This window comes from Labrenzia sp. PO1, from assembly GCF_012273635.1.
Taxonomy (GTDB): Bacteria; Pseudomonadota; Alphaproteobacteria; order Rhizobiales; family Stappiaceae; genus Roseibium; species Roseibium algicola.
Genome location: NZ_JAAXCR010000003.1, coordinates 964563 through 990861 on the forward strand (window position 1 = coordinate 964563; position 26299 = coordinate 990861).

The 26299-nt window shown below is 58.1% G+C and carries 25 protein-coding genes; 9 read left to right on the top strand and 16 right to left on the bottom strand.

Annotated features, from left to right (window positions below):
* Nucleotides 1–29: 29 nt before the first annotated feature.
* Together HCG46_RS19280 and HCG46_RS19285 are read right to left on the bottom strand one after the other, a co-directional pair.
* On the bottom strand, nucleotides 30–428 hold the full coding sequence (locus HCG46_RS19280; protein ID WP_152511140.1) for a metalloregulator ArsR/SmtB family transcription factor: 399 nt from the start codon (nucleotides 426–428) through the stop codon (nucleotides 30–32).
* Nucleotides 429–672: 244 nt separating this feature from the next.
* Nucleotides 673–2268 carry a LysM peptidoglycan-binding domain-containing protein gene (locus HCG46_RS19285; RefSeq protein ID WP_168687101.1) on the bottom strand — a complete coding sequence of 532 codons (1596 nt, stop codon included), beginning with the start codon at nucleotides 2266–2268 and terminating at the stop codon, nucleotides 673–675.
* Between the two features lie 261 nt (nucleotides 2269–2529).
* Between HCG46_RS19285 and HCG46_RS19290 the strand changes: the two genes are divergently transcribed.
* Complete coding sequence (locus HCG46_RS19290; protein ID WP_031270713.1) at nucleotides 2530–3147, top strand: TIGR00730 family Rossman fold protein; 618 nt, start codon at nucleotides 2530–2532, stop codon at nucleotides 3145–3147.
* A gap of 125 nt (nucleotides 3148–3272) precedes the next feature.
* Complete coding sequence (locus HCG46_RS19295) at nucleotides 3273–4526, top strand: diguanylate cyclase (protein WP_023003925.1); 1254 nt, start codon at nucleotides 3273–3275, stop codon at nucleotides 4524–4526.
* A gap of 40 nt (nucleotides 4527–4566) precedes the next feature.
* On the opposite strand, the gene rarD is transcribed toward HCG46_RS19295, so the two are convergent.
* The 6 genes from rarD to cysS form a co-directional block, all read right to left on the bottom strand.
* Nucleotides 4567–5472, bottom strand: a complete 906-nt coding sequence (gene rarD, locus HCG46_RS19300) for an EamA family transporter RarD (RefSeq protein ID WP_168687102.1) — start codon at nucleotides 5470–5472, stop codon at nucleotides 4567–4569.
* A gap of 40 nt (nucleotides 5473–5512) precedes the next feature.
* Nucleotides 5513–7108, bottom strand: coding sequence for a citramalate synthase (cimA, locus tag HCG46_RS19305; RefSeq protein WP_168687103.1), 1596 nt, complete (start codon nucleotides 7106–7108; stop codon nucleotides 5513–5515).
* Between the two features lie 32 nt (nucleotides 7109–7140).
* Nucleotides 7141–7638 carry a GFA family protein gene (locus HCG46_RS19310; RefSeq protein WP_031270712.1) on the bottom strand — a complete coding sequence of 166 codons (498 nt, stop codon included), beginning with the start codon at nucleotides 7636–7638 and terminating at the stop codon, nucleotides 7141–7143.
* On the bottom strand, nucleotides 7635–8129 hold the full coding sequence (locus tag HCG46_RS19315) for a GFA family protein (RefSeq protein WP_168687104.1): 495 nt from the start codon (nucleotides 8127–8129) through the stop codon (nucleotides 7635–7637). The genes HCG46_RS19310 and HCG46_RS19315 overlap by 4 nt, the downstream gene beginning before the upstream one ends.
* Entirely contained in the window at nucleotides 8129–8497 is a 369-nt protein-coding gene (locus HCG46_RS19320; RefSeq protein WP_168687105.1) for a DUF559 domain-containing protein, read from the bottom strand. Before HCG46_RS19320 ends, HCG46_RS19315 begins: the two co-directional genes overlap by 1 nt.
* Nucleotides 8498–8793: 296 nt before the next feature.
* The gene (gene cysS / locus HCG46_RS19325; RefSeq protein WP_168687106.1) at nucleotides 8794–10209 is read right to left on the bottom strand and encodes a cysteine--tRNA ligase; all 1416 of its coding nucleotides are present in this window, start codon (nucleotides 10207–10209) and stop codon (nucleotides 8794–8796) included.
* Nucleotides 10210–10648: 439 nt separating this feature from the next.
* Here cysS and HCG46_RS19330 point away from each other — a divergent pair, with 439 nt between their 5' ends.
* The 3 genes from HCG46_RS19330 (at nucleotide 10649) to HCG46_RS19340 (ending at nucleotide 13097) form a co-directional block, all read left to right on the top strand.
* Nucleotides 10649–12256 (top strand): L,D-transpeptidase family protein, encoded by a 1608-nt coding sequence (locus tag HCG46_RS19330; protein ID WP_168687107.1) that lies wholly within the window; start codon nucleotides 10649–10651, stop codon nucleotides 12254–12256.
* 139 nt (nucleotides 12257–12395) lie between these two features.
* Complete coding sequence (locus tag HCG46_RS19335) at nucleotides 12396–12584, top strand: hypothetical protein (RefSeq protein WP_023003917.1); 189 nt, start codon at nucleotides 12396–12398, stop codon at nucleotides 12582–12584.
* 171 nt (nucleotides 12585–12755) lie between these two features.
* Nucleotides 12756–13097 (top strand): metalloregulator ArsR/SmtB family transcription factor, encoded by a 342-nt coding sequence (locus HCG46_RS19340; RefSeq protein WP_023003916.1) that lies wholly within the window; start codon nucleotides 12756–12758, stop codon nucleotides 13095–13097.
* Nucleotides 13098–13106: 9 nt separating this feature from the next.
* Here HCG46_RS19340 and HCG46_RS19345 read toward each other — a convergent pair whose 3' ends face one another.
* Complete coding sequence (locus HCG46_RS19345; RefSeq protein ID WP_286185459.1) at nucleotides 13107–14132, bottom strand: LysR substrate-binding domain-containing protein; 1026 nt, start codon at nucleotides 14130–14132, stop codon at nucleotides 13107–13109.
* 71 nt (nucleotides 14133–14203) lie between these two features.
* On the opposite strand from HCG46_RS19345, the gene HCG46_RS19350 reads away from it, so the two are divergent.
* Together HCG46_RS19350 and HCG46_RS19355 are read left to right on the top strand one after the other, a co-directional pair.
* Complete coding sequence (locus tag HCG46_RS19350; RefSeq protein WP_168687109.1) at nucleotides 14204–14488, top strand: DUF4242 domain-containing protein; 285 nt, start codon at nucleotides 14204–14206, stop codon at nucleotides 14486–14488.
* A gap of 2 nt (nucleotides 14489–14490) precedes the next feature.
* Nucleotides 14491–15135 (top strand): glutathione S-transferase family protein, encoded by a 645-nt coding sequence (locus HCG46_RS19355; RefSeq protein ID WP_168687110.1) that lies wholly within the window; start codon nucleotides 14491–14493, stop codon nucleotides 15133–15135.
* Nucleotides 15136–15162: 27 nt separating this feature from the next.
* Here HCG46_RS19355 and HCG46_RS19360 read toward each other — a convergent pair whose 3' ends face one another.
* Both HCG46_RS19360 and HCG46_RS19365 read right to left on the bottom strand, forming a co-directional pair.
* A complete protein-coding gene (locus HCG46_RS19360) occupies nucleotides 15163–15678 on the bottom strand; it encodes a CreA family protein (protein WP_023003912.1) in 516 nt (171 codons plus the stop codon).
* A gap of 136 nt (nucleotides 15679–15814) precedes the next feature.
* Nucleotides 15815–17065: an MBL fold metallo-hydrolase gene (locus HCG46_RS19365; protein ID WP_209009529.1), complete on the bottom strand. Its 1251-nt coding sequence runs from the start codon at nucleotides 17063–17065 to the stop codon at nucleotides 15815–15817.
* Between the two features lie 370 nt (nucleotides 17066–17435).
* Here HCG46_RS19365 and HCG46_RS19370 point away from each other — a divergent pair, with 370 nt between their 5' ends.
* Together HCG46_RS19370 and HCG46_RS19375 are read left to right on the top strand one after the other, a co-directional pair.
* On the top strand, nucleotides 17436–17936 hold the full coding sequence (locus HCG46_RS19370) for a MarR family winged helix-turn-helix transcriptional regulator (protein WP_168687111.1): 501 nt from the start codon (nucleotides 17436–17438) through the stop codon (nucleotides 17934–17936).
* Between the two features lie 136 nt (nucleotides 17937–18072).
* Nucleotides 18073–19413 (top strand): DUF2865 domain-containing protein, encoded by a 1341-nt coding sequence (locus tag HCG46_RS19375; protein ID WP_168687112.1) that lies wholly within the window; start codon nucleotides 18073–18075, stop codon nucleotides 19411–19413.
* Here the strand turns inward: HCG46_RS19375 and gltX are convergent.
* The 5 genes from gltX to HCG46_RS19400 form a co-directional block, all read right to left on the bottom strand.
* Nucleotides 19376–20737, bottom strand: coding sequence for a glutamate--tRNA ligase (gene gltX / locus HCG46_RS19380; protein WP_168687113.1), 1362 nt, complete (start codon nucleotides 20735–20737; stop codon nucleotides 19376–19378). The two genes, HCG46_RS19375 and gltX, sit on opposite strands and share 38 nt — an antisense overlap.
* Nucleotides 20738–20789: 52 nt before the next feature.
* Nucleotides 20790–22007, bottom strand: coding sequence for an MFS transporter (locus HCG46_RS19385; RefSeq protein WP_168687114.1), 1218 nt, complete (start codon nucleotides 22005–22007; stop codon nucleotides 20790–20792).
* Nucleotides 22008–22185: 178 nt separating this feature from the next.
* Nucleotides 22186–23853, bottom strand: coding sequence for an NAD+ synthase (locus HCG46_RS19390; protein WP_168687115.1), 1668 nt, complete (start codon nucleotides 23851–23853; stop codon nucleotides 22186–22188).
* A 144-nt stretch (nucleotides 23854–23997) separates the two neighbouring features.
* Complete coding sequence (locus tag HCG46_RS19395; RefSeq protein ID WP_209009530.1) at nucleotides 23998–24531, bottom strand: response regulator; 534 nt, start codon at nucleotides 24529–24531, stop codon at nucleotides 23998–24000.
* Nucleotides 24532–24696: 165 nt separating this feature from the next.
* Nucleotides 24697–26079, bottom strand: a complete 1383-nt coding sequence (locus HCG46_RS19400; RefSeq protein ID WP_023003903.1) for a class II 3-deoxy-7-phosphoheptulonate synthase — start codon at nucleotides 26077–26079, stop codon at nucleotides 24697–24699.
* Nucleotides 26080–26299 lie beyond the last annotated feature (220 nt).

A 26299-nucleotide genomic window follows, 5' to 3' on the forward strand; every position in this document is an offset into this window, starting at 1 on the left:
CTCCAGGCCGCGGAAGGCGGCCACTTGGGTTAGTCTGAAGAGGAAACCACTTGCGCACCGGCTGACTGTCCTGACTGGTCCGGCTGCGCCGCGTTCAGGCGCTCCCAGAAGTCCTTGGTCCGGCACTCCGCCAGACTGAGCACTTGCCAATTGAGCGCGTAGTGGCAATTCCTGCCCCGCGTGTCACAGCACAAGAGCCCGGCGTCCTTCAAAACCTGCAAATGCTGAGACACGGTCGACTGAGCCAACGGCAGGTGACTGACGATCTCACCGCAGCAGGCGCCCTGACGGCTTGCGAGCTGCTTGATGATTGCCAGCCGGGCCGGATGTCCAAGTGCACGGAAGATAGCCGCGAGTTCCTCGCAACTTGCCAGACCTTCCTTGGAGGTCATGCAATTTCCACCGGCCGGCAGATCCGTCCCGCTCATGGGGCGGTTTCCTCATTCACGATTGTTTGTTTCATCGTTGATATGCGATGAATCATCAAAAAAACAAGGGGCTGATGCAAAAAGGCAGAGGATCATTCCGATCCCCTGCCTTCATTTTTGACATTCGACCAAGGCGTAACTGACAGAGATAAGCAGCGACAACAGCCGAGAATTTTATAAATGCCCATGGCCGTTTTCAGACGTGCCAACAACGCCCGAAGTGCCGACAGAGGCCGGTATCACCTCAGCCGTTGTTTTCGTCTGGTTTCGGCCAGCTCAGATCGCCTTCTGGTGTCAGGAACACTTGCCCCGGGTAAATCAGATCAGGATTGCGGATCTGTTGCTGGTTGGCCTTGTAGATCGTCGTATAGCGAACGCCCTCTCCATAAAGACGCCGGGATATGCGCCACAGGTTATCACCCTTGCGGATGATCACGACGGGAAGAGATTTTTTCACTTCTGCGCCCTGGCCATCGGCTCCTGCACCTTCACCGCTTGCGACGACCTTTGTCAGCACAATCTGCTTGTCCTGTTCCTTTTCAAAGGTAACGGCTGCACGAGCGTCGACCGAGCTGCCATCCTCACCGATCAAATCGGCGCGAACCTCGACATTTCCTTCAGAAATATTCTTGCCACCTTCAATCAGCCACTTCCCGCCCGAACCGACCTTAGCTTCGCCCTGAAACTCGTCGCCGACGTAGACACGAACCGATGACCCAGGTTCGCCGGTACCGGCGACAAAGACCTTGTCCTTTTCGGATTCTACAGCTTCCACGGTCACCGTCGGCGCATCCGGTGCTGCTGCAGGAACATCAGCCGGTTCATTCTGGCCGGCTTGCGCAACGTCTGCGCCACTGTCCTGTGTCGCTAAAGCTGCCGGCGCTGCCCCTGATGACGTCGAAGCAACTTCGGTTTCCGCTGAAGCCGCCTGTCCCGATGCCTTCGCGGTGGAAACGGCATCACCACTGCTTGCCGTTTCCGGCACCGCGGTGCCTGTTCCAGATGAAGTGGTGTCGGCAGACGCAACAGCGGTCTGCTCAGAGGTGCCGGCGGGCTGTTCGCTCGTCTCCCGGGAGGCCGTCTGCTGGCTTGCAGAGGTCCCTGCGGCAGCTTCCGCAGAAGCAGTTTCAGTTGCGGACGTCGAGCCGGAGGCTTCGGCGGCGGTGCCTTCTGCAGGATTGGTTGTCGCAGCTGTTTGCGAACCTTCGCCAGTCGAAGTGATGGAAGCCACCTGCTGCTCGGCCTCAGGCTTTTGCAAGACGTCCGACGGACCGTCAGGCGTATTCAGAACCACAAGGGGTTGTTCCTTGCCGCCTTCCGGCAGAGAAACGGCAAGTCGTTCTTCGGAGGTGGCAATCGCTTTGCCGGTGTCGTCATGAACTTCCAGGCCAACGTCATAGTCGCCCGGCTTCAACGGCTCATCCAGAATGATGGTCCATTCACCGACCTCATTGGCAATGCTCTTGCCGACAACCTTGCCGTTGGCAGTCAAGGCAACGATAGCGCCTGCGACAGACCGGCCCGCAACGACCGTTTCACCGGTCGGCTCAACGCCGACAACGTCAAAACTTGGGCCTGCGCTTGCCGTTTCCGCGGCAGGAGCCTCATCTGACGCATCAGCCTTATCTGTTTCTGCAGATTGCGTCTTTGTGCCTGTATCAGTGCCTGCAGCCTGTTCGGTCGTTGCACTGTCGCCGGAGACCGATGGCGTGGCGGCAACTTCGGGACCGCTCTGGAAAGGCAGACGCCCTGTATCGCGATAGATGTAGCCCGTCACGAGAGCGGCCAGGCCAACAGGCACGGCTACGATCAAAGTCCAGATGAGTGTCTTGTTATTCATTGTGTGTCCTGCCGGGAAAGCAGCCAGGCGATGCGGCGCTTTCCAAATCCGTTCCCCTGTTTGCGCCCTTTCGGGTGCTGCCTGTCTCAGCCGAACTCCTGACCTTGATGGCCATGTTTCCTTTGCCGTCGGCTCTTCTTCAGATCGTGGTTCATGCATAGCCGTCTTTTCCAGGCGCGGCAAGAAAACCCGGTTCAGAACCAAGGCCTTTCAAACAGAATGCTTGACCTTGTGGCAATCTGAATGCCACATCTTTGCGTCATGAATACGGTTTCTCAAAATCAGCTTACAAGCGTCTGTGTTTACTGCGGGTCCAGCTTCGGTTCGGACCCTGCACACGAGGCATCCGCCACCCGTCTGGGCCAGCTAATTGCCGAGGCTGGACTTCGACTTGTCTATGGCGGCGGCTCTGTCGGTCTGATGGGAACCGTGGCCAATGCCGCCCTCGAAGCCGGCGGCAAAGTGACGGGAATCATTCCGCGTTTCCTGGAAAAACGCGAGGTGATGCTGGACACCCTCGAAGACCTGATCGTCACGCAGGACATGCACGAGCGCAAACACCTGATGTTCGAGAAAGCCGACGCCTTCATCGCGTTGCCCGGCGGTATCGGCACCCTGGAAGAAGCCGTCGAAATGATGACCTGGGCCCAACTCGGACAACACCGCAAGCCGGTGGCACTGGCCAACCTCAACGGCTTCTGGTCGCCTTTGCTGGAACTTCTGGATCATATGCGGGCACAAGGATACATCCGTCCGGATACTGAAGTTCCTTATCTTGTTGCCCGATCCGTGGACGATATCCTGCCAATGCTGCGCCGCGCGATCAACGGTGAACCCCTGCCGGCACAAGAAGCATGCGCCTCGGTAACAGATCTCTAAAACTCTACTGAGTATAGAGGTTGGGAATACGTTCCCATGACTGTGAATATTGGAACCAATTCGATTTGCAGTCTGAGGACTTGAATAGTACCGTCGCACGAAACGCAGGAAGAACAGGCCATTAAATGCAAACTACCCTTCTTGTTGAAGATGCGGCGTTTTTCGAGAAGGCAATCGTCAAGAAACTGCATGAGGTCGGCCGCCACCAGATCATGGTGGCACGTAGCTACGAAGAGGCCGAGAACTGCCTCAATCTGCCTATCGGTGAACCTGACCTTGCTCTTGTCGACCTGACCCTTCCAGACGCCCCCGACGGCGAAATCGTCGATCTTTGCGAGAAGTGGAATATTCCCACGATCGTCTTCACCAGCCGCTTCGACCCGAAAACCCGAAGCAAGTTCCTGGAAAAAGGCGTTATTGACTACGTTCTGAAGGATTCTCCCGGCAGCCTGAACTATGTTGCGGACCTGATCCGGAAACTGGCGCAGAACCCCAAGATCGGCATTCTCATTCTGGACGATTCCGCGGTGGAGCGGGACGTGATCTCCAAGATCGTCGGCAAGCACCTATACAAGATCTATCAGGCCAGCTCTACGGACGAAGCCCTCCAGACCCTGAAGGATTACAAGGACATCAAACTTGTTCTGGCGGACTATTTCATGCCCGACAAGGACGGTTTTGCCTTTCTGAAAGCCGTCCGCAGAGTGCATGACCCGGAGAAAGTCGGCGTCATCGGCATGTCGTCCTATGCCAATCCGGACAACCGGGTGCGGTTCCTGAAATACGGTGCAGCGGATTTCGTCGACAAGAACTGCCCTCCGGAAGAGCTGCTGCTGCGCGTGTCGCAGAACCTCGACTACATCTACCGGATCGAGGAACTCAACAACATGGCGATGCGGGACTCCCTCACGGGTCTCTACAACCGCCGTTACCTTCTGGAACAGGCCACCAAGGCAATCGCGACCTGGCCGGTGTCCGAAGGACGTGCGCATTGGCTCGCGCTCCTCGACCTGGACTCCTTCAAGGCAATCAACGATTCACTCGGCCACGATTTCGGCGATGCGGTTCTGATCAGTTTTGCCCGCCACATGATGAAGCTCGCAAAGGAAGACGATATCGTCTCGCGGCTCGGCGGCGACGAATTCTGCATCGTGTTCCGGGACAAGGAAGAAGCCGACGTTGTCGATGGACTGCAAAACCTACTGGACAACGTTCTGGCCTCGCCCGTGCGTCACGACGGCGAGGAACATCTGATGAAGACAAGCGTCGGCGTCGCCCCGCTCGAAAGCGGCAGGTTTGGCGACGCCCTGAAGACCGCCGACCACAGGCTTTATGCCGCCAAACGCAGTGGCCGCGGCCAGCTGGTTTCTTCGGACTGACCGCATCTTCCACAGTGCTCTGGCTGCCATTGCCCTACTTTCAGCTCCGGTAGCGCCGCCAGCTGTCGTAGGTAAACACCGCCAGCGCAGCCCAGATCATGCCGAACGTCATCAGCTTGGTTGGGTCCAGCGGTTCGCCCCAGATATAAATCGCCATCAGGAAGTGCATGGACGGCGCCATGTACTGCATAAGCCCCAGCATGAAGAGCGGCAGGCGCCGGGCGGCAGAAGAAAAACAGATCAGCGGCAAGGCCGTGACAATGCCCGTCCCCACGAGGGCGAGCAGAACCGGCGGATCGTTCAAGACCATTGCGTCGACACCCCAGCTGAGGCTCAACAGCATGTAGCCGGCGGCGAGCGGAAACAGCACAAGCGTTTCCACGAACAGTCCCGGGGTCGCCTTCACGGGCGTCACTTTTCGCACGTAGCCGTAGCCTGCGAAGGAAAACGCCAGCACCAGAGACACCCACGGCAAACCGCCTGCCAGGATCGCCTGCAGAACCACCGCAATGGCGGCAACGCCGACAGAAATCCCCTGCCAGGTCGTCAGCTTTTCCCTCAACACGAACAGGCCAACCAGAATGCTGACCAGTGGGTTGATGAAATAGCCGAGCGAAATATCGAGCACGTGATTGTTGGAAATTGCCCAGACGAAGGTCAGCCAGTTGACGGCAATGAAAGTGGCAGACGCCGTCAGCCCCATGAGCACCTTCGGCTGGCGGAATACCTCGCGCACTTCCTGCCAGCGGCCACGCGCATAGAGAAACAGACCGACAAAAAGCACCGACCAGAGGATCCGGTGAGACACCACAAGATCTGCTGGCACGGTATCGGTCAGTTTGTAATAGGCCGGGAGGAAGCCCCACATGCCGTATGCCGCCAGGCCAAACAGAAGGCCCTGACGGAATTCGGCATTCGCTTCGGTGCTGGTCACCGTCTGCGACATGGCATTGCCTTTCTGGCGCCCGAAAGGCGCGTGACCAGGATCAGGCCACGTTGGCTTTCATCAGCGCGAATGTAATGGAGTCGACCAGGGCCTGGAAAGAGGCGTCGACGATGTTGGAGGATACCCCGATCGTGAACCAGCGCCGGTGCGTGACTGTGTCCTGGCTTTCGATCAGAACGCGCGTGACAGCGCCCGTGCCACCATTGAGGATGCGCACCTTATAGTCAATCAGTTCCAGGCCGTCGATGGCAGACTGGTATTTGCCCAGATCCTTTCGCAGTGCCATGTCCAGCGCATTGACCGGGCCGTTGCCTTCAGCAACCGACATTCGGGTTTCGCCGTCGATATCGACCTTCACCACGGCTTCCGAAACCGTAACCAGATCACCGATTGCGTTAAACCGGCGTTCCACCATCACGCGGAAGGACTCGACAGCGAAGTAACGCGGCACCTCGCCCAATTCCCGGCGCGCGAGCAGCTCGAACGACGCGTCGGCAGCCTCGTAGGCATAGCCTTCGGCTTCCCGTTCCTTGACCTTCGCCAACAGTAGGTCAAGACGCGGGTCTGACTTGTCGACTTCGATGCCCACCCGGGCCAACTCTCCCAGAAGGTTGCTCTTGCCGGCCTGGTCGGACACCAGCACCCGCCGCTGGTTGCCGACACTTTCCGGTGCGACGTGTTCATAGGTCTGCGGATCCTTCAGGATCGCGGAGGCATGAATACCGGCCTTAGTGGCGAAGGCGGTTTCACCCACATAGGGGGCCTGCCTGTCCGGCGACCGGTTGAGGATTTCATCGAACGCATGGGAGATTGAAGTGATCTCTTTCAACTGAGCGTCGCTGACACCGATTTCGAACCGATCTGAGAATGCCGGTTTCAGCTTGAGTGTCGGGATCAGGGTGATGAGGTTGGCGTTGCCGCAGCGCTCACCCAGCCCGTTCAAGGTTCCCTGAATCTGCCTTACGCCGGCATCCACTGCCGCCAGTGAGTTGGCGACCGCGTGACCGGTGTCGTCGTGGGTATGGATGCCGAGATGCGTTCCGGGAACAACCTCCTGCACCTTGGTGACGATGTCGAAGATCTCATCGGGCAGCGTGCCGCCGTTGGTGTCACACAGAACGATCCACCGCGCGCCTGCATGGTATGCCGTGCGGGCACAATTGAGCGCGTATTCCGGATTGGCCTTGAAACCATCGAAGAAATGCTCGCAGTCGATCATCGCTTCCTTGCCGGCAGCAACGGCTGCGGTAACGGTCTCGTAGATCGAATCGAGGTTTTCCTCGTTGCTGCAACCAAGCGCGACCCGGACATGGTAGTCCCATGCCTTGGCCACGAAGCAGCAGGCATCGGAACTTGCGGACAGCACGTCCTGAAGCCCCGGATCGTTCGCGGCCGAGCGGCCTGCGCGCTTGGTCATGCCAAACGCGGTGAACGTTGCCTTGCGCGTCCGCTTTTCACTGAAGAACTCACTGTCGGTCGGGTTGGCACCCGGATAGCCACCTTCGATGTAATCGACGCCAAGCCGCTCCAGAAGTTCGGCAACCACAACCTTCTCGTTGACAGAGAAGTCGACCCCGCTGGTCTGGGCGCCGTCACGCAAAGTCGTGTCGAAAAGAAAAAGCCGTTCCTTGGTCATATCCGTATCCTGAGCAGCGTCGGGGCTGTCTTTTATTCGTTGTCATTTGCCCCGGTGCGAACCGGTGGCCAGGTTTCCGTGTCGTGATCGGGGTGCTGGAACGAAACGAGCGACGCCAGAAAAGGCGCTGCCTCCATATCGTCTTCCGTCACCCTTTCGGGAATTTGAGCCATGCTGTCGGCATAAGGCAGCTTTGCCTCGACGCCGAACTGGATGCTGGGCGGGATTTGCGATGGATCGTCAAAGGTCCCGATGGCCAGTGCAATGCCATCCGGCGCTTCATAGGTCAGCGGCGTACCGCAATCGGCGCAAAAGCCCCGGGTTGCGTGATTGGAACTCTGGAAGTGCTTCAACGATCCACGTGTCCAGACAAGCCTGGATGTTTCAGGAACACTGACCAGTGGCGCGTAAAAGCCACCAAAGGCCTTCTGGCACATGCGGCAATGACAGATGGAAGCCTCGCCCAGTGGCCCTTCCACCTTGAACCGCAAGGCACCGCACTGACAGCCTCCGGTATGGATCTCCGTCATCCGCCCCTCCCTTCCCAATGATCCGTGTCATGATCGGGGTGCTGATTGTTGGTTGCCGTGACATCATTGATCCCACCTGGCAGGTCGTCCCGATTTGACTGCGTTTCGTTCAGTTCGAAAAGATGCCCGTAGAACGAGACACGCCCCTCGACACCGGACTGTTCAACCGGCGTGACTGCGGCAACATCGTCCAGGCTGCCATGGGTAAAGGAAATGTGGTCGTCGCCAATCGTATCAAAGGCCAGAGGCGTGCCGCAGGTTCCACAGAAACCCCGGCGGACAGGCTTGGAAGAGTGGAACCATGAGGGTTCGCCGCGGGTCCATTCAAATTCGGACTTCGCAGCACCGATCAACGGCAGAAAGAAATTCCCCGATGCCTTCTGGCACATGCGGCAATGACACAGATGCGGATGACTGACCTCTCCCGTCACCTGGTAACGCACGGCGCCGCACTGGCAACCGCCGCTCAGCTTTTGAAGATTATCGCCCATCAGAAACTCTCCCCGCCACAAGCGTTCAGGATCTTGCGGCAGACACCGTCAAGGTCGTGCGTCACCTCCGCATTCCAGAAGCGCAAGGTCGTCCAGCCGAGAGCCTGAAGCTTGCGGTCGCGCGCGATATCACGCGCCTGGCCCTGCAGTTCTGCGTGCTGGGATCCGTCCAGTTCCACGATCAAGCGATGAGCAGGTGCCGCGAAATCGACAATGACCCCTTCGATCGGCATCTGCCTGCGAAAGGAAATCCCCTCCAACCGATGCGCCCGGATCACTTGCCAGAGCTTCTTTTCAGCGTCCGTCATTTGCGAACGCAGGCGTTTGGCGTTGTATCTGAGTTGCTTGGAAACAGTCTGGTGCGGCATGTAGCGACCTCTTAGCGATAGCCTGAAACCAGTGTTTGTTACATAAGCTGTATACCCCCCTCTGTCCGCTTGCGCGGACATCTCCCCCTCAAGGGGGGAGACCGGAGCATGCGGGCTGATTTGAGAAAACTCATACAGCTTTGGAGAGGTCTCCTCCCTGAGCAGAACTCCGGTCTTGCGCCATAGCCGGTTTAAAAATGCATGGCAGCGCGGCATACGCCCCTCTCCGCCCTCGCGGGGGAGATGTCCCCATAGGGTAAGGAGGGGGGTATCCCGTCTTTCCGCCCGGCTCGGTCTCACCGCTTGACTTCCCAGGTTGTCACGCGGGCACCGGTTTCTGAGTCTTTTGAATCCTTTAGAAGAATTCCCTGAGACGTCAGTTCATCGCGGATCGCGTCAGCTTCGGCCCAGTTCTTGGCATTGAGGGCCTCCAGGCGTTTTTCGATGGCTGCCAAAATGCCGGCCTCATCAACGCCAGACAAATCCGCCTTGACCGGATGAACGCCGAGGAGCGCGGCAGATGCCGAGTAAACATCCAGCTTGGCAGGGTCCTTGGAAGCCTCGACGGCGAGCGCATGGAGCGCCTGAATGGCGCCTGCGGTGTTGAGGTCGTCCAAAAGGGCATCAAGCACCTCGGCGGCAGGGGCTGCATCCGTTTCGACCGGATCCGGCCAACGGGCGAGAAGGTTTTCAGCTTCTTCAAGCTTGCGTTTGGAGAAATCGATCGGCTCTCGATAGTTGGTCATCAACATGGCAAGGCGCAGCACTTCGCCCGGCCACATGCGGCCGCCGAAACTGTCCGTTTCCAGAAGCTCCTGAATGGTGAAGAAGTTGCCCTCGGACTTGGACATCTTCCGGCCTTCCACCTGCAGGAAGCCGTTGTGCATCCAGTAGTTGGCCATGACCTTGGTGCCATGAGCGCAGCGGGACTGGGCGATTTCGTTTTCGTGGTGCGGGAAGATGAGGTCCAGCCCGCCGCCGTGAATGTCGAACACTTCACCCAGATGGTGCGCACTCATGACAGAGCACTCAATGTGCCAGCCAGGACGCCCCCTGCCCCACGGGCTGTCCCAGCCGGGCTCTTCTTCAGAAGACAGTTTCCAGAGCACGAAATCTCCGGGGTTCTTCTTGTGAGCATCAACCGCAATGCGAGCCCCGGCCAGCTGCTCGTCCAGCTTCCTCTTTGACAGGCCGCCGTAGTCGGGCATGGACTGGGTGTCGAACAGAACTTCACCGCCCGCCTGATAGGCGTGTCCCTTTTCGATCAGCGCCGCGATCATCTCGACCATGCCGCTGATATGCTGGGTTGCGCGCGGCTCGATGCTCGGCTCCAGCACGCCCAGAGACCTGATGTCCTTATGGAACTGGTCCGCAGTCTTCTGCGTCACCCGGGCAATGGCTTCATTGAGCGGCAGATCGGGAAAGTCACGAAGTGCGCGTGCGTTGATCTTGTCGTCAACGTCAGTGATGTTGCGCGCATAGGTGACGTGGTCGGCACCATAAAGATGGCGCAGAAGCCGGAAGAGCACATCGAAGACGATGACCGGTCGCGCGTTACCGATGTGGGCAAAGTCATAGACGGTCGGTCCGCAGACGTAGAGACGCACATTCCCGTCATCGATCGCCCGGAAGTCCTCCTTCTGGCGCGTCAATGTGTTGGTGAGCTTCAAGCCCTTGAAAGTGCCGGATTTCTCTGTCTCAGCGGCGCTCATGTCAAACGGTCTCCTGGCCGGCTGGCCGGGCGGTCCGTCTCAAAGGAAATTTTGCCAAGAGGGAACGGCCACAGCCAGCGGTGTCGCTAGCTGCAAATAATGGTGATCGAAATGATGTTCCGTGTGGCCGTCATCATGGAGCGCTTTATGGACCGGAAAACAGAACCCGGTCAAGGCTGGAGTTGCCGCCGAAACGCCAATTTCCGTGCGTTGTGGCCCCAACGCGTCACTCCCACGAGCGATAACGGATCGCGCGCTTTTCCTGTTGCGGCAACAAACGGGATCGGCTTTGCAATGGCAAGGAAGCTTAACGCAGTTCAATTATGCGCAAGATGCACTAAACTTTCCCCGTTGGGAATCAGAGGGGGTATTTCCGATGGGAATATTTTGCACGTGCCGTAACAGACATCTTGGTCTTCTTTTCACGCTGGCAGCGTTTTTGTCCGGACCACTTTCGGCACCATATGTCCAGGCACAAACCGCGGCACCGGCGACCAGCGAGACCCAGGTCGTTCCGCCCCCTGTTTTCGAGGAACCTCAGACGCCGATCGCCAGGGCCATTCAGGCGCAAGTTTCTACGAACCTGCCCGAAGGTCTTGCCCTCTATTATGGCGAACGCGCGTTCGCACCGGTCTGGTTCAACGAGAATGGCCTCACGGAAGACGCTCATCTGACCATTGCCGCCATGGCGGCGGCGAACGACCATGCGCTCAACCCCAACAATTACGATCCCCTCGGCTTCATAAAGCGTTCGGAAACTTCCCAGAGCGAGCAGGAATGGGCCCAGTTCGATCTGGACCTGTCCGTGCAGTTCCTGCGCTATGCGACCCACCTCTCCTCCGGCCGCGTTCAACCCAACAAGGTCAACAAGGCGCTGAACGTGTTTCCGGATCGGCCTGATCCGAAAGTGCTTTTTGAAAATGCCGAACAGGCCGTGGACTTCGGGGCCTTTCTGGAAAGCCTCGCACCCCAGACCGACAATTATGCCCGCCTGAAGCGGCGCCTTGCCCAATACCGGGAGAAGGCTGCTGCCGGTGGCTTTACCCAGGTTCCGGATGGTGACGTTCTGAAACCAGGCATGAGCGATCCGCGCCTGGAGGTTTTGCGAATCCGGCTCATGGAAGAAGACATTGTCATTGCCGGAGATCACACCGGTGATGTCTATGACGGCGCCCTGGTGGAAGCCGTCAAGCTGTTCCAGGAGTACCACGGCCTTGAAACCGACGGTGTCATAGGCAAGGCGACAATTGCCCAGCTCAACATTCCGATCCAGGAAAAGCTCATCCAGATGGAGCTCAACATGGAGCGGCGGCGCTGGATGCCGGATGATCCGGGACAGTTCTACGTCTTCGTCAATCTGGCAGACCAGAACCTGAAGGTGGTGCGGGACGGAAAGACCATTCACACGGCGCGGGTCGTTGTAGGCAAGCCCTACCACGCAACGCCGGTGTTTTCCGACCGGCTGGAATATGTGGAAATCAACCCGTACTGGAACGTGCCCTACTCCATCGCGACGAAGGAGTATCTGCCGAAACTCAAGCAGAACCCCACGGCGCTCAGCAACAAGAGCATCCGGATCTTCCAGGAAGGCAACGAGGTCGCGCCGACACAGGTTGCCTGGAACAGCTATTCCGGTGGCAATTTCCCGTTCCGGCTGCGCCAGGACCCGGGTGAGGACAATGCGCTTGGTCGCATCAAGTTCATGTTCCCCAACCAGTTCAACATCTACATTCACGACACCCCGTCGAAATCCCTGTTTACCAGAGCGGAGCGCGCCTTCAGCCACGGCTGCATTCGCGTATCGGATCCTTTTGCCCTGGCGGATGTTCTTCTGGTCGATTCCGACGCCACTCCGGGTAAATGGGAAGCCATTCGCGACAGCGGCGAGCGTACGGTCGTCAAAACCAAGGTCGAAATCGACGTGCACCTCACCTACCTGACCGCGTGGATGAACAAGGACGGATCAACACATTTCAGAAAAGACATCTACGACCGCGACAAGGTGCTGCTGGAAGCGCTTCGCAGAGCGATGACAGAGAACCTCTAGAGGCATAACATACTGTTCTAATTGAACTTTACTTCCGTTTAGATATCTGAACGGTAGCTGAATGCGGCACTCAGCATGGGTTCAAGCCGGCCCCACTAATCTCCAGTCAATCGAAACGGATTGCCATCTGGAGTTACCCATGCTGAACCGCCTCTTCGTCATCTTCTTCCTGGCCCTCATCCTGGGTGGCCCGTTTGCAGCCATCATCGCAATCACCGACGGCACCAAGGCGTTTGGCCAGGAAGCCCAGCAAAAGGGCATGTGCCTGACTACCGGCACCGGCTGCGGCAACGGGAATATCATTGTCACGGTGGCCAGTCGGATATAAAAGCGCGCTCGCAGGCATTGCGGGAGCCGGTGAACGTTCACCTGAAAGCGCGTGTACCTTCAAAGTTGTTTCCACTTGAAAAGAGTGGGAATCTTGTCTGAGATTGGTCGCACACAGGACATTCCAGCCTCTTTGCTTGCAGTTTACTCCGATGTTTGGCAAGGTTGTCCCATGGACTACAAAGCACTTGAAGATAAAGCAGAATCCGCGGCGGAATTCTTGAAGATGATGGCATCCGCGCCGCGATTGCTGTTGATGTGTCTTGTCCTCGACAACGAACGCAGCGTTGGCGAACTGGCAGAAAAAACCGGCATGCGCATGCCGACCGTCTCACAGCAGCTCGCCCTTCTGCGCGCGCAGGGTCTCGTCACGACCCGCCGCGAAGGCACGACCATCTATTACCGGCTCGCCAGCGAACCTGTTAGGGACATCATGTCCGTGCTTTACAAGAACTTCTGCGCGGATGCCGAACTGCCCGGCCCAATGCAGCTGGAAGCACTGGACGCGGACTGACCTGCAAAGTCAGGCTTCTTTCAAATCCAGCAAATCTCTGACATTTTCCCGGAACGCGGCAGCCCGCTCGATAGCCCAGTCGCAGAACCGCCTTTGCTGCGGTCGCATTACACGGCCACTTATCGACAAGAGCCGGTAACGATAGCCTGTCTGAACATGTTTTGCGGGACCAAAGGGCATTATCAAGTGCCCGCCAACCAAGGCGTCAAACGCTTCCGTAACGCCGCAAAGCACAAGGCCCTGGCCGGACAGGGCTGCTTGCATTCCCGAACTGATCCTCGAGAAGCGAACCCCTGAGACCTTTTTGCCCGTAGTGACGCTGAAGGTTAGCGACCAGTCCTGCCAGCTTGCCCATTTGGGATCAGGTGTCCTGTTGTCCAGATGCACAAGAGGCACCTTGGCCAGGCTTTTCAGCTCTTGCGAAACACCATGATGGTCCGCGAACTGCGGCGTGCAAACCGGAACAACATAGTCGCCGAAGAGATCGATCGCATCCAGCCCCGACTCGGGTGGCGGACTGTAGCGAATTGCGAAATCGAAGCCGTCGGCAGCAAGATCGATCCGCTTGTTTGATGCATTGAGCCTGAGATCAACCGCAGGATTGAGACGATAGAAGTCCGAAATACGCGGCGTAAACCAATTTTCAGCGAAGGATTCAGGAAGCGTTACAGAAACCTGGTTGGCTGTGCGCACGCGCCTCAATTCCATCAAGACATCATCGAGAATGGACAAGCCGCCTGTCAGTCGATCCTTGACGCGTAGTGCTTCATCCGTCGGCTTGGCCCCTGTCGAACTGCGCAAAAACAAGGTTCTGCCCAGATAGGCCTCAAGTCCCCTGATCTGCTGGCCGACCGCTGCTGTTGTGACGCCAAGTTCTTCCGCCGCAGCCCGGAACGTTCCTGTCCTCAGCACGGCCTCGAAAGCTCGTAATGCGTTCAGATGCGATACTTTCATACGCCTATTACTAAAGATTTTCTTTTCACGTAGCGAGACAAAATGAGCTGACCTTCCGGAAAATCGGAGCGATCCTGTCATCTGCAAACCGACTGACCTTGTCACGAGGGAAGAAAAAGTTTCGCCCCATCTTCCACGGAAGGACTACCAAGATGAAGAAGTACGTCATCGAACGAGATATTCCGGGTGCCGGCAACATGAGTACCCAGGATCTCGCAGCAGCCTCACGGAAGTCCAATGATGCGCTGGCAGAATTGGCGCCGTTCATACAGTGGCAACATTCCTACGTTGCCGGGGACAAGACCTTCTGCATTTATCTGGCAAAGGACGAAACCACGATCCTTGAACACGCCCGTCGCAGCGGTTTTCCAGCCAACAGCATCACCGAAGTGGCATGCGAAATCGATCCGACCACTGAAAACAGTAAAGGGGCGTGAACATGCTCGCTCCCTACACCCTCTTCTGGGAACGCTTGTCCGGCGCCATCGCACCACAAGTCATGCTTGAAGAACTGGATGTCAGTCATTGTCTTGTTCATGTCGACATGACGGCAGGCGATCATCGGCAGGAAGCGTACCGGTCACTAAACCCCGTGATGCGCATTCCTGCGCTCCGATTGCCGGATGGCAAGGTCATTGGCGAAAGCTCCGCAATAATGCTTGTCCTCGGCGAAGCGCATGCCGGCTCCGACCTTGTCCCCGCACCGGACGATCCCGACAGGCCGGAATTTCTGTTCTGGCTGACATCCATGGCCGCGAACGGTTACCCGATTTTTTCCCGTGCCTGGCACCCCGAACAATTCACCACCAACGCCGAGGCCAACGAGAGTGTCCGGCAGCGTGCGGAAAGCCATCTAGCGGAGTTTTTCGCTGTCATGGACGGTGCTATTGCCGGCAGCCCCTATTTCCTGGCACGTGGCTTCAGCGCACTGGACATCTATCTGGCGATGCTGAGCGAATGGTCTGCGGACCATCAGGCCTTGTTTGAGGCCAATCCACACGTCGGAGAGCTTTGCAGGGCTGTTCGGGAAAGACCGGCATACAGAAAGGTGCTGGAAATGCACACTGCTCCCTTGGCCGCCTGACGCCCGAACAACAAAAACCAGTTGGCCTCAGTCCTGGACGAAATCACCGCATTTCGGGGGCTGCTGATCTCCCCAGGGCATCAACGGCACGGTTGAGGTCGAGTTTTTAGGGCTGCCTTCAATCAGCTTGTCGGAATAGACCAGATAGACAAGAACGTTTCGCTTGGCATCGCAGCCACGGACGATCCGCATTTTCTTGAACATGAACGAGCGGCGCTGGCGGAACATTTCCTCGCCCTGTTCGAAGTTCTCCTTGATGGTGACCGGGCCAACCTGACGGCACGCCAACGATACGTCAGAGACTTCTTCCGCAACGCCGAGCCAACCGGAAACGCCGCCTTTCTCCGGAACAGTGAAGTGGCAGGAGACACCGTCGACAATCGGATCGTCTATGGCGTAGGTCGCCAACTTGTGGTCGGGCGTCAGGAACTTCCAGACGGTTGATTTCTTGAAGATCAGATCAGGCTCATCCGCCGCAAGAGCAGCGCCCACGCCTTGCAGCAGCAAAGATGCGCCAAGAGCGGCGGCGACCAGAAAACGCATTAGAAATCCTCCAGATTTTCAACCGCCCAACATGTGGGGATCACGAAAGCGCGATCAAGCGTCAGACGAAAAACAAAGCGCGCGCCCATCAGGCGCGCGCCTCATAACTTCATCTTACCGGGTTTTCGACGCGATGTTAGCGGGCGTCTTCAAGAACCTTGTCTGCGGCCGCCTTTTCTTCAGGAGCCGGCGTATCCGACGGCTTTTCGTCCTCGATAATGTCCTCGGCCGATAGCTCCATGTCTTCGCTGTCTTCCGGCTGCTCCTCTTCAGAACCGAGTGCAAGCGAGGCAGCAAAATCGCTGTCCGAGACGAGATCGGATGCTTGTGCTTCTCCGCCCGTTGCCGGAGCCTCTTCCGAGACTTCCGCCGCGGGCGTATCGGCGACAGCCATTTCCGCCGCAACCTGCTCCGGTGCCCCCTCACTCAGGCCTGCTGTTCCGTCCAGGGCATCGTAAAGATCGGCGATCCGTTCCCGTGTCCATATCTGGGGCTGGTCGAGGCCAAGAGCTTCGTCGTAGGCCCGGGCAACGCTTATGGGCAGATGAAATTCAAAGTCGGCCTTCGAGCCGAAACGGGCAGCAAGCGCGTCACGAACAGCCTGGAAAGTATCCTTCAGACCAAGGCTCTGCTCGACACATGCAGCTGCTGCGTCCCGCAAGGTCACGACAAAATCGCGAGTGGTTTCAACAGCCGTTGCCACGGCTTGCGCACCGATGGCGGATTTACCGCGTCCCGGCATCAGCGCAGTCGGACGAAACGCCGTGATGCGGTCGAGCGCGCGCGGCCAGTCGGCCAGATGGGCATCTCCGCAATAAGGAACAGCGGCTTTCTGAACCAGATCTCCTGCGAAGATCACGCCACTTTGCGGAACCCATACGACCAGATCGCCCATCGTATGGGCGCGGCCCAGATGCATCAGCCGGACGTCCAGCCCGCCGAGGTCGATGGTCATTGAAGATGCAATGGTCATGGAGGGCATGCTTACACCGGTGTTGCCGGGTAGTCCGGCGAACAGTGCCGCATCCCGCTCCCGGGCCACGCGGATTTCCTCGACGCCGCGCGTTTCCATCATCCGCCTGGTCAGATCGGAAGCAATGACCTCGCCCGGCTCGAATGCCAGGGCACCAAGCGTGTTGTCTGAATGGAAGTGCGTCAGAACAACCTGTTTGATCGGCTTGTCCGTGAGCTCGCGAACCTTCTGCAGAACCTTTTCCGCAAGGGCCGGTGTTGCCTGGGCATCGACAATCAGAACACCTTTTTCGCCGATGACCACGCCGGTGTTGGAACAGCCATCCGCGCTATAGGCATAACAGCCGCGTCCAAGCTCTTCGAACCGTTCGTTTTCACCCGGAACGGCTTCGGACCTGTTTGTCATCTCTACCATAACGGTCTCGCTTTCCTGCCAGATGTCTGACTGCCTGTTTCGGCCTGCGCGAACTTTGCCGCGCTTTTTCCTGTTGACTGAAGCGTCTCAGTTTCGGTGTCTGATTCGCAATTTTTCACGCGCCAATTCCTTAACTATTCTCTCTTTATCAACAGATAGGTCAGCTCTTTCGCCGTATTTTGACTGCACCTGACAAAGCTCTTCGCCATACTTGCTTTCAATCCTGCTACTTTTTCGTAGCTGCCCGGGGTGTCTTTCCGGGGTTATTCAACCGGATATACTTGCTAGTCACAGAAAATGGCCGGATAACGGCATTGTTCATCTGCCTGCTCAATCAGGCTTAACGAATCTCCAAGGCGTCGACTTATCCATGTCCGATCAGCAAGGGCCCAAATCCACTGTTTCCCCAGGCAAGGTACCTTCCAAACCTGTCCTGAAGCTGAGCGCATTCCTGCCTTACAGGCTCAACCATCTGGCCGAGACCGTCAGCAGGTCCTTTTCCAGAATCTATGCCGACACCTACGGTATCGGGATTCCCGAATGGCGGGTGCTTGCCACTCTTGGCGAATACAAGGCCATGACCGCACGAGATATCAGCCAGGCAACCTCCATGCACAAGACCAAGGTCAGCCGGGCTGTCGCCGCCCTGGAAAAGCGCGACCTTATTGTGCGAGACAAGAACAGGGACGATCAGCGGGAACAGACCCTGTGCCTTTCTGACCAGGGCAATGCCATGTACGAAGAAATTGTCCCTCAAGCCCTCGCCTACAGCAAGAGCCTGGAAGACGCGCTGACAGAGGAACAGAAATCGGTCCTGGACGAGATTTTCGACCGTCTGCACGAGGCCACCCGATCCGGCGAAAGCGACTGAAATCCTGCGTGATCCTGCCGCTCCGCCATTAACCTAACGTGAGAGCTTTCATTGCTATTGATAGGTCCAGCAGCGATAGTGCCGAGGTCGGTTGAAGGCCGATACGGCGTGGCAAAAACGCTGTAGGGGATGGGTGATGAGACGTAGCTGGTCTGCCGGGTCGAAGGTTATGGCACGCGCTGTCGCGTTTGGTGCCGGGCTTGTGCTGTGCGCACATACTGTGAGCGCGGCCACCTGCTCCAGCCTGAAGGCCGAACTGCAGCGGCTGGAATCGCGTTCGACGGCACAGTCTCCCGCAGCCCAGAAATGGACCACCGCCAAATCCCAGCAGCAAAAGGCCATCAATGCCGCGGAACGGGATGCAAACTACTTCGGCTGCGCTTCAAACGCATCCCCCAAATGCAGTGGTCTAAATGACAAGATCAAGCGCATGAAGGCCAACCTTTCTGCAATTGAACGTCAGCTTGCGAAGTCCGGTGGCGGATCGTCGAAGACTGCAAAACGTGCAAGGCAGATCCGGGCCTCGCTGGCAAAACAGAAATGCGATGCCCCGACCCGCGAAGCACGACAACAAAATGCCAGCGGTGAGGACAAGCCGCAGTCTCTCCTGGCCCGCATCTTCAACCCGCAGCCGCGCGTCGAACTTGCCTCTGTAACGACGGGCGACCGGGAAATCGCTTCGGTGCGCCGGCAAGCCCGCAGCGAAACCAAACGATATTCCCTGCCTTCCGGTGGCGCATTCCGGACCGTATGCGTCAGAACCTGCGACGGCTATTTCTTCCCGGTAAGTTTTTCGACGGGCAAGAGCCAGTTTGCCAATGACGAAGCAAGATGTTCGGAAATCTGTCCGGCTGCGGAAACCGAACTATACGTTTATCGCAACCCGGGTGGCGACCAGGCCCAGATGATGTCTCTGGCCGGCAACCTCTACTCCGAACAGCCCTTCGCCTATCGCTACAAGAGCGAATTCGTTGAAGGCTGCAGTTGCCGTGCAACCCGGCAATCGAAGGCGCAATCGGCTTGGACGGATCTCAGCACTGGCTCGGGGAACAGGGTATTCTTCACCGACATAAGCGCCGGCCTTCCCAGGCGGACGCTTCAACCGAGCCGCGGTGGAACCTACGAACACGAAGAAGACCTTCCCTCTCCGCTGGCCAGAACCCCGCTGACCAGAACGCAACTTCCGCGCTTTGAAGATCCCGACACGCTCATGAACATGGAAAAGGGCTTCGACGTGTCGGCGCGGCTTGATCTCGCCGCGACACGACTTGAGCGCGACGAGGACAAGGTTGCTTCAAGTTCCGGTTTCAAGGACGGTTTCCCGGTCCTGTCGATCCATTCCCCCAAGGAAACGGATGACGAGGAACTGGCGGCTTTTTCGCCTGTGTTCAAGGCAGAAGACGACGGTTTTAGCGCAGCGCCGGACCGAAAGGCCCCTGTCAGGGTAGTCGGTCCAGAATATTTTGTCGCCCAATAAGCGGCAGCAAGGCCTTCATGTCCGGACCGTGATCCATCCCGGTCAGCACCCTGCGCAATGGCATGAACAGGCCACGACCCTTACGGCCGGTTTCAGCCTTCAGAGCAGACGTCCACTCTCCCCAGGTCTCCAGGGTGATGTCACCCTCGGGCAGCAAGGCCTTTGCACCTGAAACGAATTCCTGGTCTTCGGCCTCGATGCGGCTTTCCACGGGACCCGTGACGACCTGCCAATAGGCACGCGCGTCGTCAACTGTTTCACAGTTGCCACGCACGGTATCCCAAAAGTCAGCGCCCCGACTGATGCCCATCGCTGCAAGACGGCTCTCCACCGCCTCGAAGGGCAGATCATGTACGAGGCGCGCGTTGAGGGATTTCAGCTCTTCCGGATCGAACTTAGCGGAGGACCGCGAAACGCTGGTCAGGTCGAATTTCTCGATCAGGGCATCCATGGACGCAACCGGCTCGACCGCCTGACTGGTTCCGGTCAAAACGGCCAGGGAAGCGACCGCCATTGGCTCAAGCCCGGCCTCGCGCAGCGAACCTATGGACAATGCCCCCTTGCGCTTCGAAAGACCTTCGCCATCGATCGTCGTCAGGAGGTTGTGATGACCGAATACCGGCGGTTTTGCCCCCATCGCCTCGAAGATGGCAATCTGGACGCCTGTGTTGGAGACGTGATCTTCGCCGCGGATGATGTGGGTCACATCCATGTCGATGTCATCGACAATTGAGGTGAAGGTGTAAAGATACGAACCGTCCGCACGGATCAGAACCGGATCGGACATGGAGGCCAGATCGATCGTCTGGTCGCCGCGGCACAGATCCGACCAGGCGACATCCGTACGTCTGGTTTCAAACGGGTTGCCGTCGTGGTTCGGCAGGACAAAGCGCCAATGCGGCTTGCGGCCTTCGGCTTCGAAAGCCGCCCGCTCTTCGGCGGTCTGCTTCAGGCCTGCACGGTCGTAGACCGGAGGTCTGCCGAGCGCTCGCTGGCGCGACCGACGGCGTTCCAGTTCATCCGGCGTTTCGTAACACGGGTAAAGCAGGCCCGCATCTTTCAGCTTCTGAGCTGCTGCATCGTAGTTGGCGATCCGGTCCGACTGCCGCTCCTTCAGGTCCGGTTCGATCCCGAGCCAGTGAAGGTCAGTCTCGATGGAATCGGCATATTCCTGCTTCGAGCGGACGAGGTCCGTGTCATCGAAACGCAGGATGAACCTGCCGCCCATCTTCTTGGCAAAAAGCCAGTTGTAGAGCGCAGGACGGATGTTGCCGATGTGGATATGGCCGGTCGGCGACGGCGCGAAGCGAACAGTGACGGTCATGGCGATGAGTTAGCCGGGGTTGAACCGGACGGCAACCCCAAACTACCGGACCTTACGAAGAATGTTCGGAAGACCGGTAGGTGCGCGACACGAACCCGAGCACACCGCAGAAAACGAGGCAGTAGCCGCACATTGCCATGACCTGCAGGTCGAACGAGACACCTTTGTCGATCAGCCAGCCGACGAGACCCGGACCGGCCGCGGAAGCAAACACCATCACCGAAAACGCGACAGACCGAATGGCCCCCATGTGCCGCGTGCCGTAAACCTCCGGCCAAAGCGCGCCCACCAGCGTGCTGTTGAAACCGTTCGAGATGCCGACAAGCAGCATGAAAACGAAAGCAGCTGCTGGCGCGTGGAAATTGGCCAGCACGAAACAGGCCAGCGTCAGGGGAACAAGGGTGAAAGGCAGCAACTGACGCGCGGAAAACCGGTCGATCAACGGGCCTATCACCAGGGATGCACAGACCACGCCGGATGCCATCAGCAGAAAGGCGCTTGCAAACAATTCCAGCGTCCACCCTCTCAGTTCCACCAGATAGACCTGGTGGAAGAAGATTGCCGTTCCGATAAAGGCCGGCGCGTTGACACCGCAGTTGACCAGCCAGAAGCGGACATCGCGCAGCGCTTCCCCTCGTGTCCACTGGCGGCCTTCCGGTTTGGCCGAGGCCGTTTCGAGCGCGGAAGGGATGCGGTCCTTTGCCAGGAGCGTCAACAAGACCGGCAGGGCGACAACAGCCAGCACGATGGCCGATACCGTCCAGGCACCGCGCCACCCGAAGGCATTGGCCAGAACAACGAAGCACAGCGGAAACAGCGCTTCTGCCGTCGGAAAACCGAGAACGGCGATCGACACCGCCCGGCCCCGCTGCGCAGTGAACCATCGCCCGGCAGCGGTCACCGACGTGTGGGTCATCATGCCCTGCCCGCACAGCCGGAGGCCATAAAAGGCAAGTCCGACCATCCATACGGAAAACGTGTTGGCCATCGCCAGGCAGAACAGGGCGAGACCTGTCATCACCACCGCTGCGATCTTCTGTACCGGGAAGTGATCAAGGCTGCGACCGACATAAGGCAGGGTCAGGGCACTGCCGAGGGTCGCCACCATGTAAAGCAGGCCAATGTCACCGTGACTGAGACCAAACTCCGCCCTGAGGTCCCCCGCCGACAGCGAGATGAAAAACGTCTGCCCGAAGCCGGAAAAGACCGCGAGAAGGTAACTGGCGGCAAGCCAGCGGGCATTTTCACGCAGGAAGGAGAAATAGGTCATCGAGGCAAAAGCCCACTTTCAACAAACAACTGACGATCCACAAAACAACCCATCCTGCGAAAGCGCGTAACGCCGTCTCGAAGGATGAGGCGACAGCTTTCTGCCACGCCCGTTCAAATTCAAACGATCAGATTCTGCGAAACATCAGCCAGGCAAGCACTTATGAATGCCCTGCCCCTCAAGAGCGATCGCGGAACCTGTTGGTGATGGGATATCGCCGGTCCTTGCCGAAGTTGCGCTCGGTGATCTTCACCCCCGGAGGCGCCTGCCGGCGTTTGTATTCGGCAATATAAAGAAGATGTTCGATCCGGTGGATCAGTGCCCGGTCGTGACCGCGTTTTTCAATGTCACCCACCGACATCTCGTCTTCCACCAGACATTCCAGGATGTCGTCGAGAACATCGTAAGGCGGCAGAGAATCCTGGTCGGTCTGGTTTTCACGCAGTTCGGCAGTCGGCACCTTGGTGATGATATTGGACGGAATAACCTCTCCACCCGGACCAAGCAGCCCTTCCGGCAGGTTGGCATTGCGCCATGCGGCCAGGTGATAGACCTGCGTCTTGTAGAGATCCTTGATCGGATTGTAGCCACCGTTCATGTCGCCATAAAGCGTGGCGTAGCCGACCGACATTTCCGACTTGTTGCCGGTGGTCATGACCATGCGCCCGAACTTGTTGGAAACTGCCATCAGGATGACACCACGCGCACGCGATTGAAGGTTTTCTTCGGTCGTGTCTTCGTTCGTGCCGGCAAACAGATCGCTCAGCGCCGACCTGAAGCCTTCAACCGGTTCGGAAATGGGCACAGTGTCATAGCGAATACCCAGCGCGTTGGCGCAGGCGGCCGCATCGGTGATGCTTTCTTCCGAGGTATAGCGATAGGGCAACATGATCGCATGGACCTTGTCGGCACCAAGCGCATCAACCGCCATTGCCGCACAAATGGCCGAGTCGATACCACCGGAAAGACCCAGTACGACTCCTGGAAAGCCATTCTTGGTGACGTAGTCTCCAAGGCCCATGACGCAGGCCCGCCAATTCGCCTCATCGAGTTCCGGAAGCCTTGCAAAAGTGCCGTTCTCGCAAACCCAGGTCTCACCCTCGCGCTTCCAGTCACTGATACCAAGAGCGGCTTCAAACTGGGGCATCTGGAACGCCAGCGAGCGATCGGCATGAAGCGCGAAAGATCCGCCATCGAAAACAAGCTCGTCCTGCCCGCCAAGCTGGTTGCAGTAGATCAGCGGCAATCCGGTCTGGACCACACGCGAAACAACCACCTGCAGACGGTGCTCCGCCCGGTGTTCCCAGTAGGGAGAGCCATTGGGAACCAGCAGGAGCTCCGCGCCGGTTTCCTCCAGACACTCGCAAACCTCGTCGTTCCAGATGTCCTCGCAGATCGGCAAGCCGATGCGCACACCGCGGAAGTCGACAGGTCCGGGCAAGGGGCCGGCAGCAAAAACCCGCTTCTCGTCAAAGACGCTATAGTTGGGCAGGTCGTACTTGTAGCGAACGGCCTTGATCTCACCCTGGTCCAGCAGCAGGGCGGCGTTATAGACTTTACCTTCCTCGCTACGCCAGGGAGACCCCAGCACGATGCCCGGACCGCCATCTGCGGTCTCACTGGCGAGGATTTCGGCCGCCTCCATGCAGCGCCTGACGAAAGCCGGTTTCAGAACAAGGTCTTCCGGCAAATACCCGGCGAGCATCAGTTCGGAGGTCAAGACAAGGTCGGCCCCTTGAGAGGCGGCTTCCTGACGGGCCTTGCGAACGAGCTCTGCGTTGCCGGCCACATCGCCAACAGTCGGGTTTAGCTGCGCGACAGCCAGTCTGAAACGGTCTGAAATCATCGGAAAATTACCAGGAAGTGACATTGCTTTCTGGTGTAGCCGCTAGATCGGCGAACGTCCAATCTGAATTTGCATACGTCCAGAAGTAGATTTGCCGGCACCTGTCAAAAGCCCGGTCGTGATGGGCCATGCCCGAAGGCATCGTCAGAGCAAGGCGAGCCCGGCTTGATCGGTTGAAGATTCCGATGCTGCCGTGGACGAGATGTCCGTGACATTCAGTTTGCGCAGCGGCTGCTGATGCCCGGGGCCGAGAAGACCTTTCGAGCGCCCATGCATCTCCTGCCGTTCAAGGATTTCGCCGATGTGACGATACAAGATGGCAGGAGCGATCGGTTTGGCGACGAACCCGTGAATACCGATCTCGATGCCTTCCAGGATTGTCGCGCGCTTGGCATGGGCAGTCACGATCAGAACCGGCGTGGTGCTGACCACAAGGTCCCTGTCGGCACGAAGGATGCGGAGAAACTCATTGCCGCCAAAGGGGCTCATCACCCAGTCGCAAAGCACAATGTCCGGCTTGCGGTCAACGACCATTTCCAGGGCTTCCGCACCATCACTGGCTTCATAGGCCGAACGGATGCCGAAGCCCGCCAGCACGGAGCGGAGGATCGAGCGCATATGGGGATTGTCTTCCGCAATCAGGCAGGAAACCTTCGTCAGATCCCACTTATCGCGCACAACTCAAACTCCCCACTACACCCGTTTCCCTAAAAAGAAGGTATGCGCGTCGAGCGTTAAGCGAGGCTTACCTCAGGGCACGTTCATTCGGAAAATTCCGGAAAAAACGCAAAAGGGCGGCAAATGCCGCCCTTTCAGATAACGTAACGGAAGAGGCAATCCTCTTTATGCGCTTGCCGCAAGCGGCTCGACCTGTCGGCCGTCGCGTTCCTTCTTCAGGTTTTCCGCAATCAGGAATGCAAGTTCCAACGCCTGATCCGCATTGAGGCGCGGGTCGCAATGGGTGTGGTACCGGTCGCCGAGCTGGTCTTCGGTCAGGGCGCGCGCCCCGCCCGTGCACTCGGTCACGTTCCGGCCGGTCATTTCGATGTGAACACCACCGGCATGCGTGCCTTCCGCCCGATGAACCGCAAAGAAGGCTTCAACTTCTTTCAGGATCCGGTCGAACGGACGGGTCTTGTAACCGCCAGCGGAAATGGTGTTGCCATGCATCGGATCGCAGGACCAGACCACCGTCTTGCCTTCCCGCTCGACAGCGCGAACGAGCTGCGGCAGGTGGTCGAACACCTTGTCGGCGCCGAAGCGGGCGATCAGCGTCAAGCGGCCCGGTTCGTTTTCCGGGTTCAGGATGTCGATCAGCTCCAGCAGGCCATCCGGTGACATGGACGGGCCACACTTGAGGCCGATCGGGTTCTTGATACCGCGGAAGAATTCCACATGGGCGTGGTCCGGCTGACGCGTCCGGTCGCCGATCCAGATCATGTGGCCGGAAGTCGCATACCAGTCACCCGAGGTGGAATCGACGCGCGTCAGGGCTTCTTCGTAGCCAAGCAGCAGAGCTTCATGGCTGGTGAAGAAATCGGTCGACCGAAGCTGCGGAACGCTATCGGCGTTGATGCCGCAGGCCTTCATGAAGTTCAGCGACTCCGAAATGCGGTCGGCCAGTTCCTTGTAGCGATGGCCTTGCGGGCTATCGGAAATGAAGCCGAGCATCCAGCGATGAACCTGGTCGAGGTTTGCGAAACCACCCTGCGCGAAAGCACGCAAAAGGTTCAGCGTGGCTGCCGACTGACGGTAAGCCATGGCCATGCGGCCCGGATCCGGGATACGGCTTTCCGGGGTGAAATTGATGTCGTTGATGATGTCGCCGCGGTAGCTCGGCAGCTCGACGTCACCCTTCTTCTCGAAATTGGAAGAACGCGGCTTGGCGAACTGACCGGCGATCCGGCCGACTTTCACAACCGGCTGGCTGGCGGCATAAGTCAGCACGACAGCCATTTGCAGGAAGACGCGGAAGAAATCACGGATGTGGTCGGGATGATGCTCGGCAAAGCTTTCGGCGCAGTCACCGCCCTGGAGCAGAAAACCGTTGCCCTGCGCGACATTTGCCAACTGGCTCTTCAGCGCACGTGCCTCACCTGCAAAAACCAGCGGCGGATAAGTCGACAGGCGCTGTTCAACATCCGCCAAAGCCTCTTGATCCGGGTATTCCGGAACCTGCAAGATCGGCTTCGATCTCCAGCTGTCCGGGCTCCACTTCTCCGCCATACTTCCTACTCCTCACTGGACCCGCAGGTTCGTTTCACACCCTAGATCACGCGGTCCGCGACATTTTCGTTCGTTTGGGCCTGCCAATTGAAGGCAAACGTGCGGCCTTATACACTTCATGGGCCGCCAAGGCCACAGGGCAATCCCCCAAAATATACCCTGTTTTAAGGATCATTTTCGCCACTTCTGCCTGGACACGAAATCCTTGCCTTTGAGGCGG

What these genes read in the sequence shown, in the direction of transcription:
- HCG46_RS19310 (WP_031270712.1), bottom strand. Translation starts at nt 7,638, where the DNA reads ATGACGGAGATCCATACCGGAGGCTGTCAGTGCGGTGCCTTGCGGTTC.
- HCG46_RS19370 (WP_168687111.1), top strand. Translation starts at nt 17,436, where the DNA reads ATGTCCGATCAGCAAGGGCCCAAATCCACTGTTTCCCCAGGCAAGGTA.
- gltX (WP_168687113.1), bottom strand. Translation starts at nt 20,737, where the DNA reads ATGACCGTCACTGTTCGCTTCGCGCCGTCGCCGACCGGCCATATCCAC.
- HCG46_RS19295 (WP_023003925.1), top strand. Translation starts at nt 3,273, where the DNA reads ATGCAAACTACCCTTCTTGTTGAAGATGCGGCGTTTTTCGAGAAGGCA.
- HCG46_RS19320 (WP_168687105.1), bottom strand. Translation starts at nt 8,497, where the DNA reads ATGCCGCACCAGACTGTTTCCAAGCAACTCAGATACAACGCCAAACGC.
- HCG46_RS19385 (WP_168687114.1), bottom strand. Translation starts at nt 22,007, where the DNA reads ATGACCTATTTCTCCTTCCTGCGTGAAAATGCCCGCTGGCTTGCCGCC.
- HCG46_RS19285 (WP_168687101.1), bottom strand. Translation starts at nt 2,268, where the DNA reads ATGAATAACAAGACACTCATCTGGACTTTGATCGTAGCCGTGCCTGTT.
- HCG46_RS19400 (WP_023003903.1), bottom strand. Translation starts at nt 26,079, where the DNA reads ATGGCGGAGAAGTGGAGCCCGGACAGCTGGAGATCGAAGCCGATCTTG.
- rarD (WP_168687102.1), bottom strand. Translation starts at nt 5,472, where the DNA reads ATGTCGCAGACGGTGACCAGCACCGAAGCGAATGCCGAATTCCGTCAG.
- HCG46_RS19390 (WP_168687115.1), bottom strand. Translation starts at nt 23,853, where the DNA reads ATGATTTCAGACCGTTTCAGACTGGCTGTCGCGCAGCTAAACCCGACT.
- HCG46_RS19340 (WP_023003916.1), top strand. Translation starts at nt 12,756, where the DNA reads ATGGACTACAAAGCACTTGAAGATAAAGCAGAATCCGCGGCGGAATTC.
- HCG46_RS19280 (WP_152511140.1), bottom strand. Translation starts at nt 428, where the DNA reads ATGAGCGGGACGGATCTGCCGGCCGGTGGAAATTGCATGACCTCCAAG.
- HCG46_RS19345 (WP_286185459.1), bottom strand. Translation starts at nt 14,132, where the DNA reads ATGACAGGATCGCTCCGATTTTCCGGAAGGTCAGCTCATTTTGTCTCG.
- HCG46_RS19315 (WP_168687104.1), bottom strand. Translation starts at nt 8,129, where the DNA reads ATGGGCGATAATCTTCAAAAGCTGAGCGGCGGTTGCCAGTGCGGCGCC.
- HCG46_RS19375 (WP_168687112.1), top strand. Translation starts at nt 18,073, where the DNA reads ATGAGACGTAGCTGGTCTGCCGGGTCGAAGGTTATGGCACGCGCTGTC.
- HCG46_RS19290 (WP_031270713.1), top strand. Translation starts at nt 2,530, where the DNA reads ATGAATACGGTTTCTCAAAATCAGCTTACAAGCGTCTGTGTTTACTGC.
- HCG46_RS19365 (WP_209009529.1), bottom strand. Translation starts at nt 17,065, where the DNA reads ATGGTAGAGATGACAAACAGGTCCGAAGCCGTTCCGGGTGAAAACGAA.
- HCG46_RS19360 (WP_023003912.1), bottom strand. Translation starts at nt 15,678, where the DNA reads ATGCGTTTTCTGGTCGCCGCCGCTCTTGGCGCATCTTTGCTGCTGCAA.
- HCG46_RS19355 (WP_168687110.1), top strand. Translation starts at nt 14,491, where the DNA reads ATGCTCGCTCCCTACACCCTCTTCTGGGAACGCTTGTCCGGCGCCATC.
- HCG46_RS19350 (WP_168687109.1), top strand. Translation starts at nt 14,204, where the DNA reads ATGAAGAAGTACGTCATCGAACGAGATATTCCGGGTGCCGGCAACATG.
- cimA (WP_168687103.1), bottom strand. Translation starts at nt 7,108, where the DNA reads ATGACCAAGGAACGGCTTTTTCTTTTCGACACGACTTTGCGTGACGGC.
- cysS (WP_168687106.1), bottom strand. Translation starts at nt 10,209, where the DNA reads ATGAGCGCCGCTGAGACAGAGAAATCCGGCACTTTCAAGGGCTTGAAG.
- HCG46_RS19335 (WP_023003917.1), top strand. Translation starts at nt 12,396, where the DNA reads ATGCTGAACCGCCTCTTCGTCATCTTCTTCCTGGCCCTCATCCTGGGT.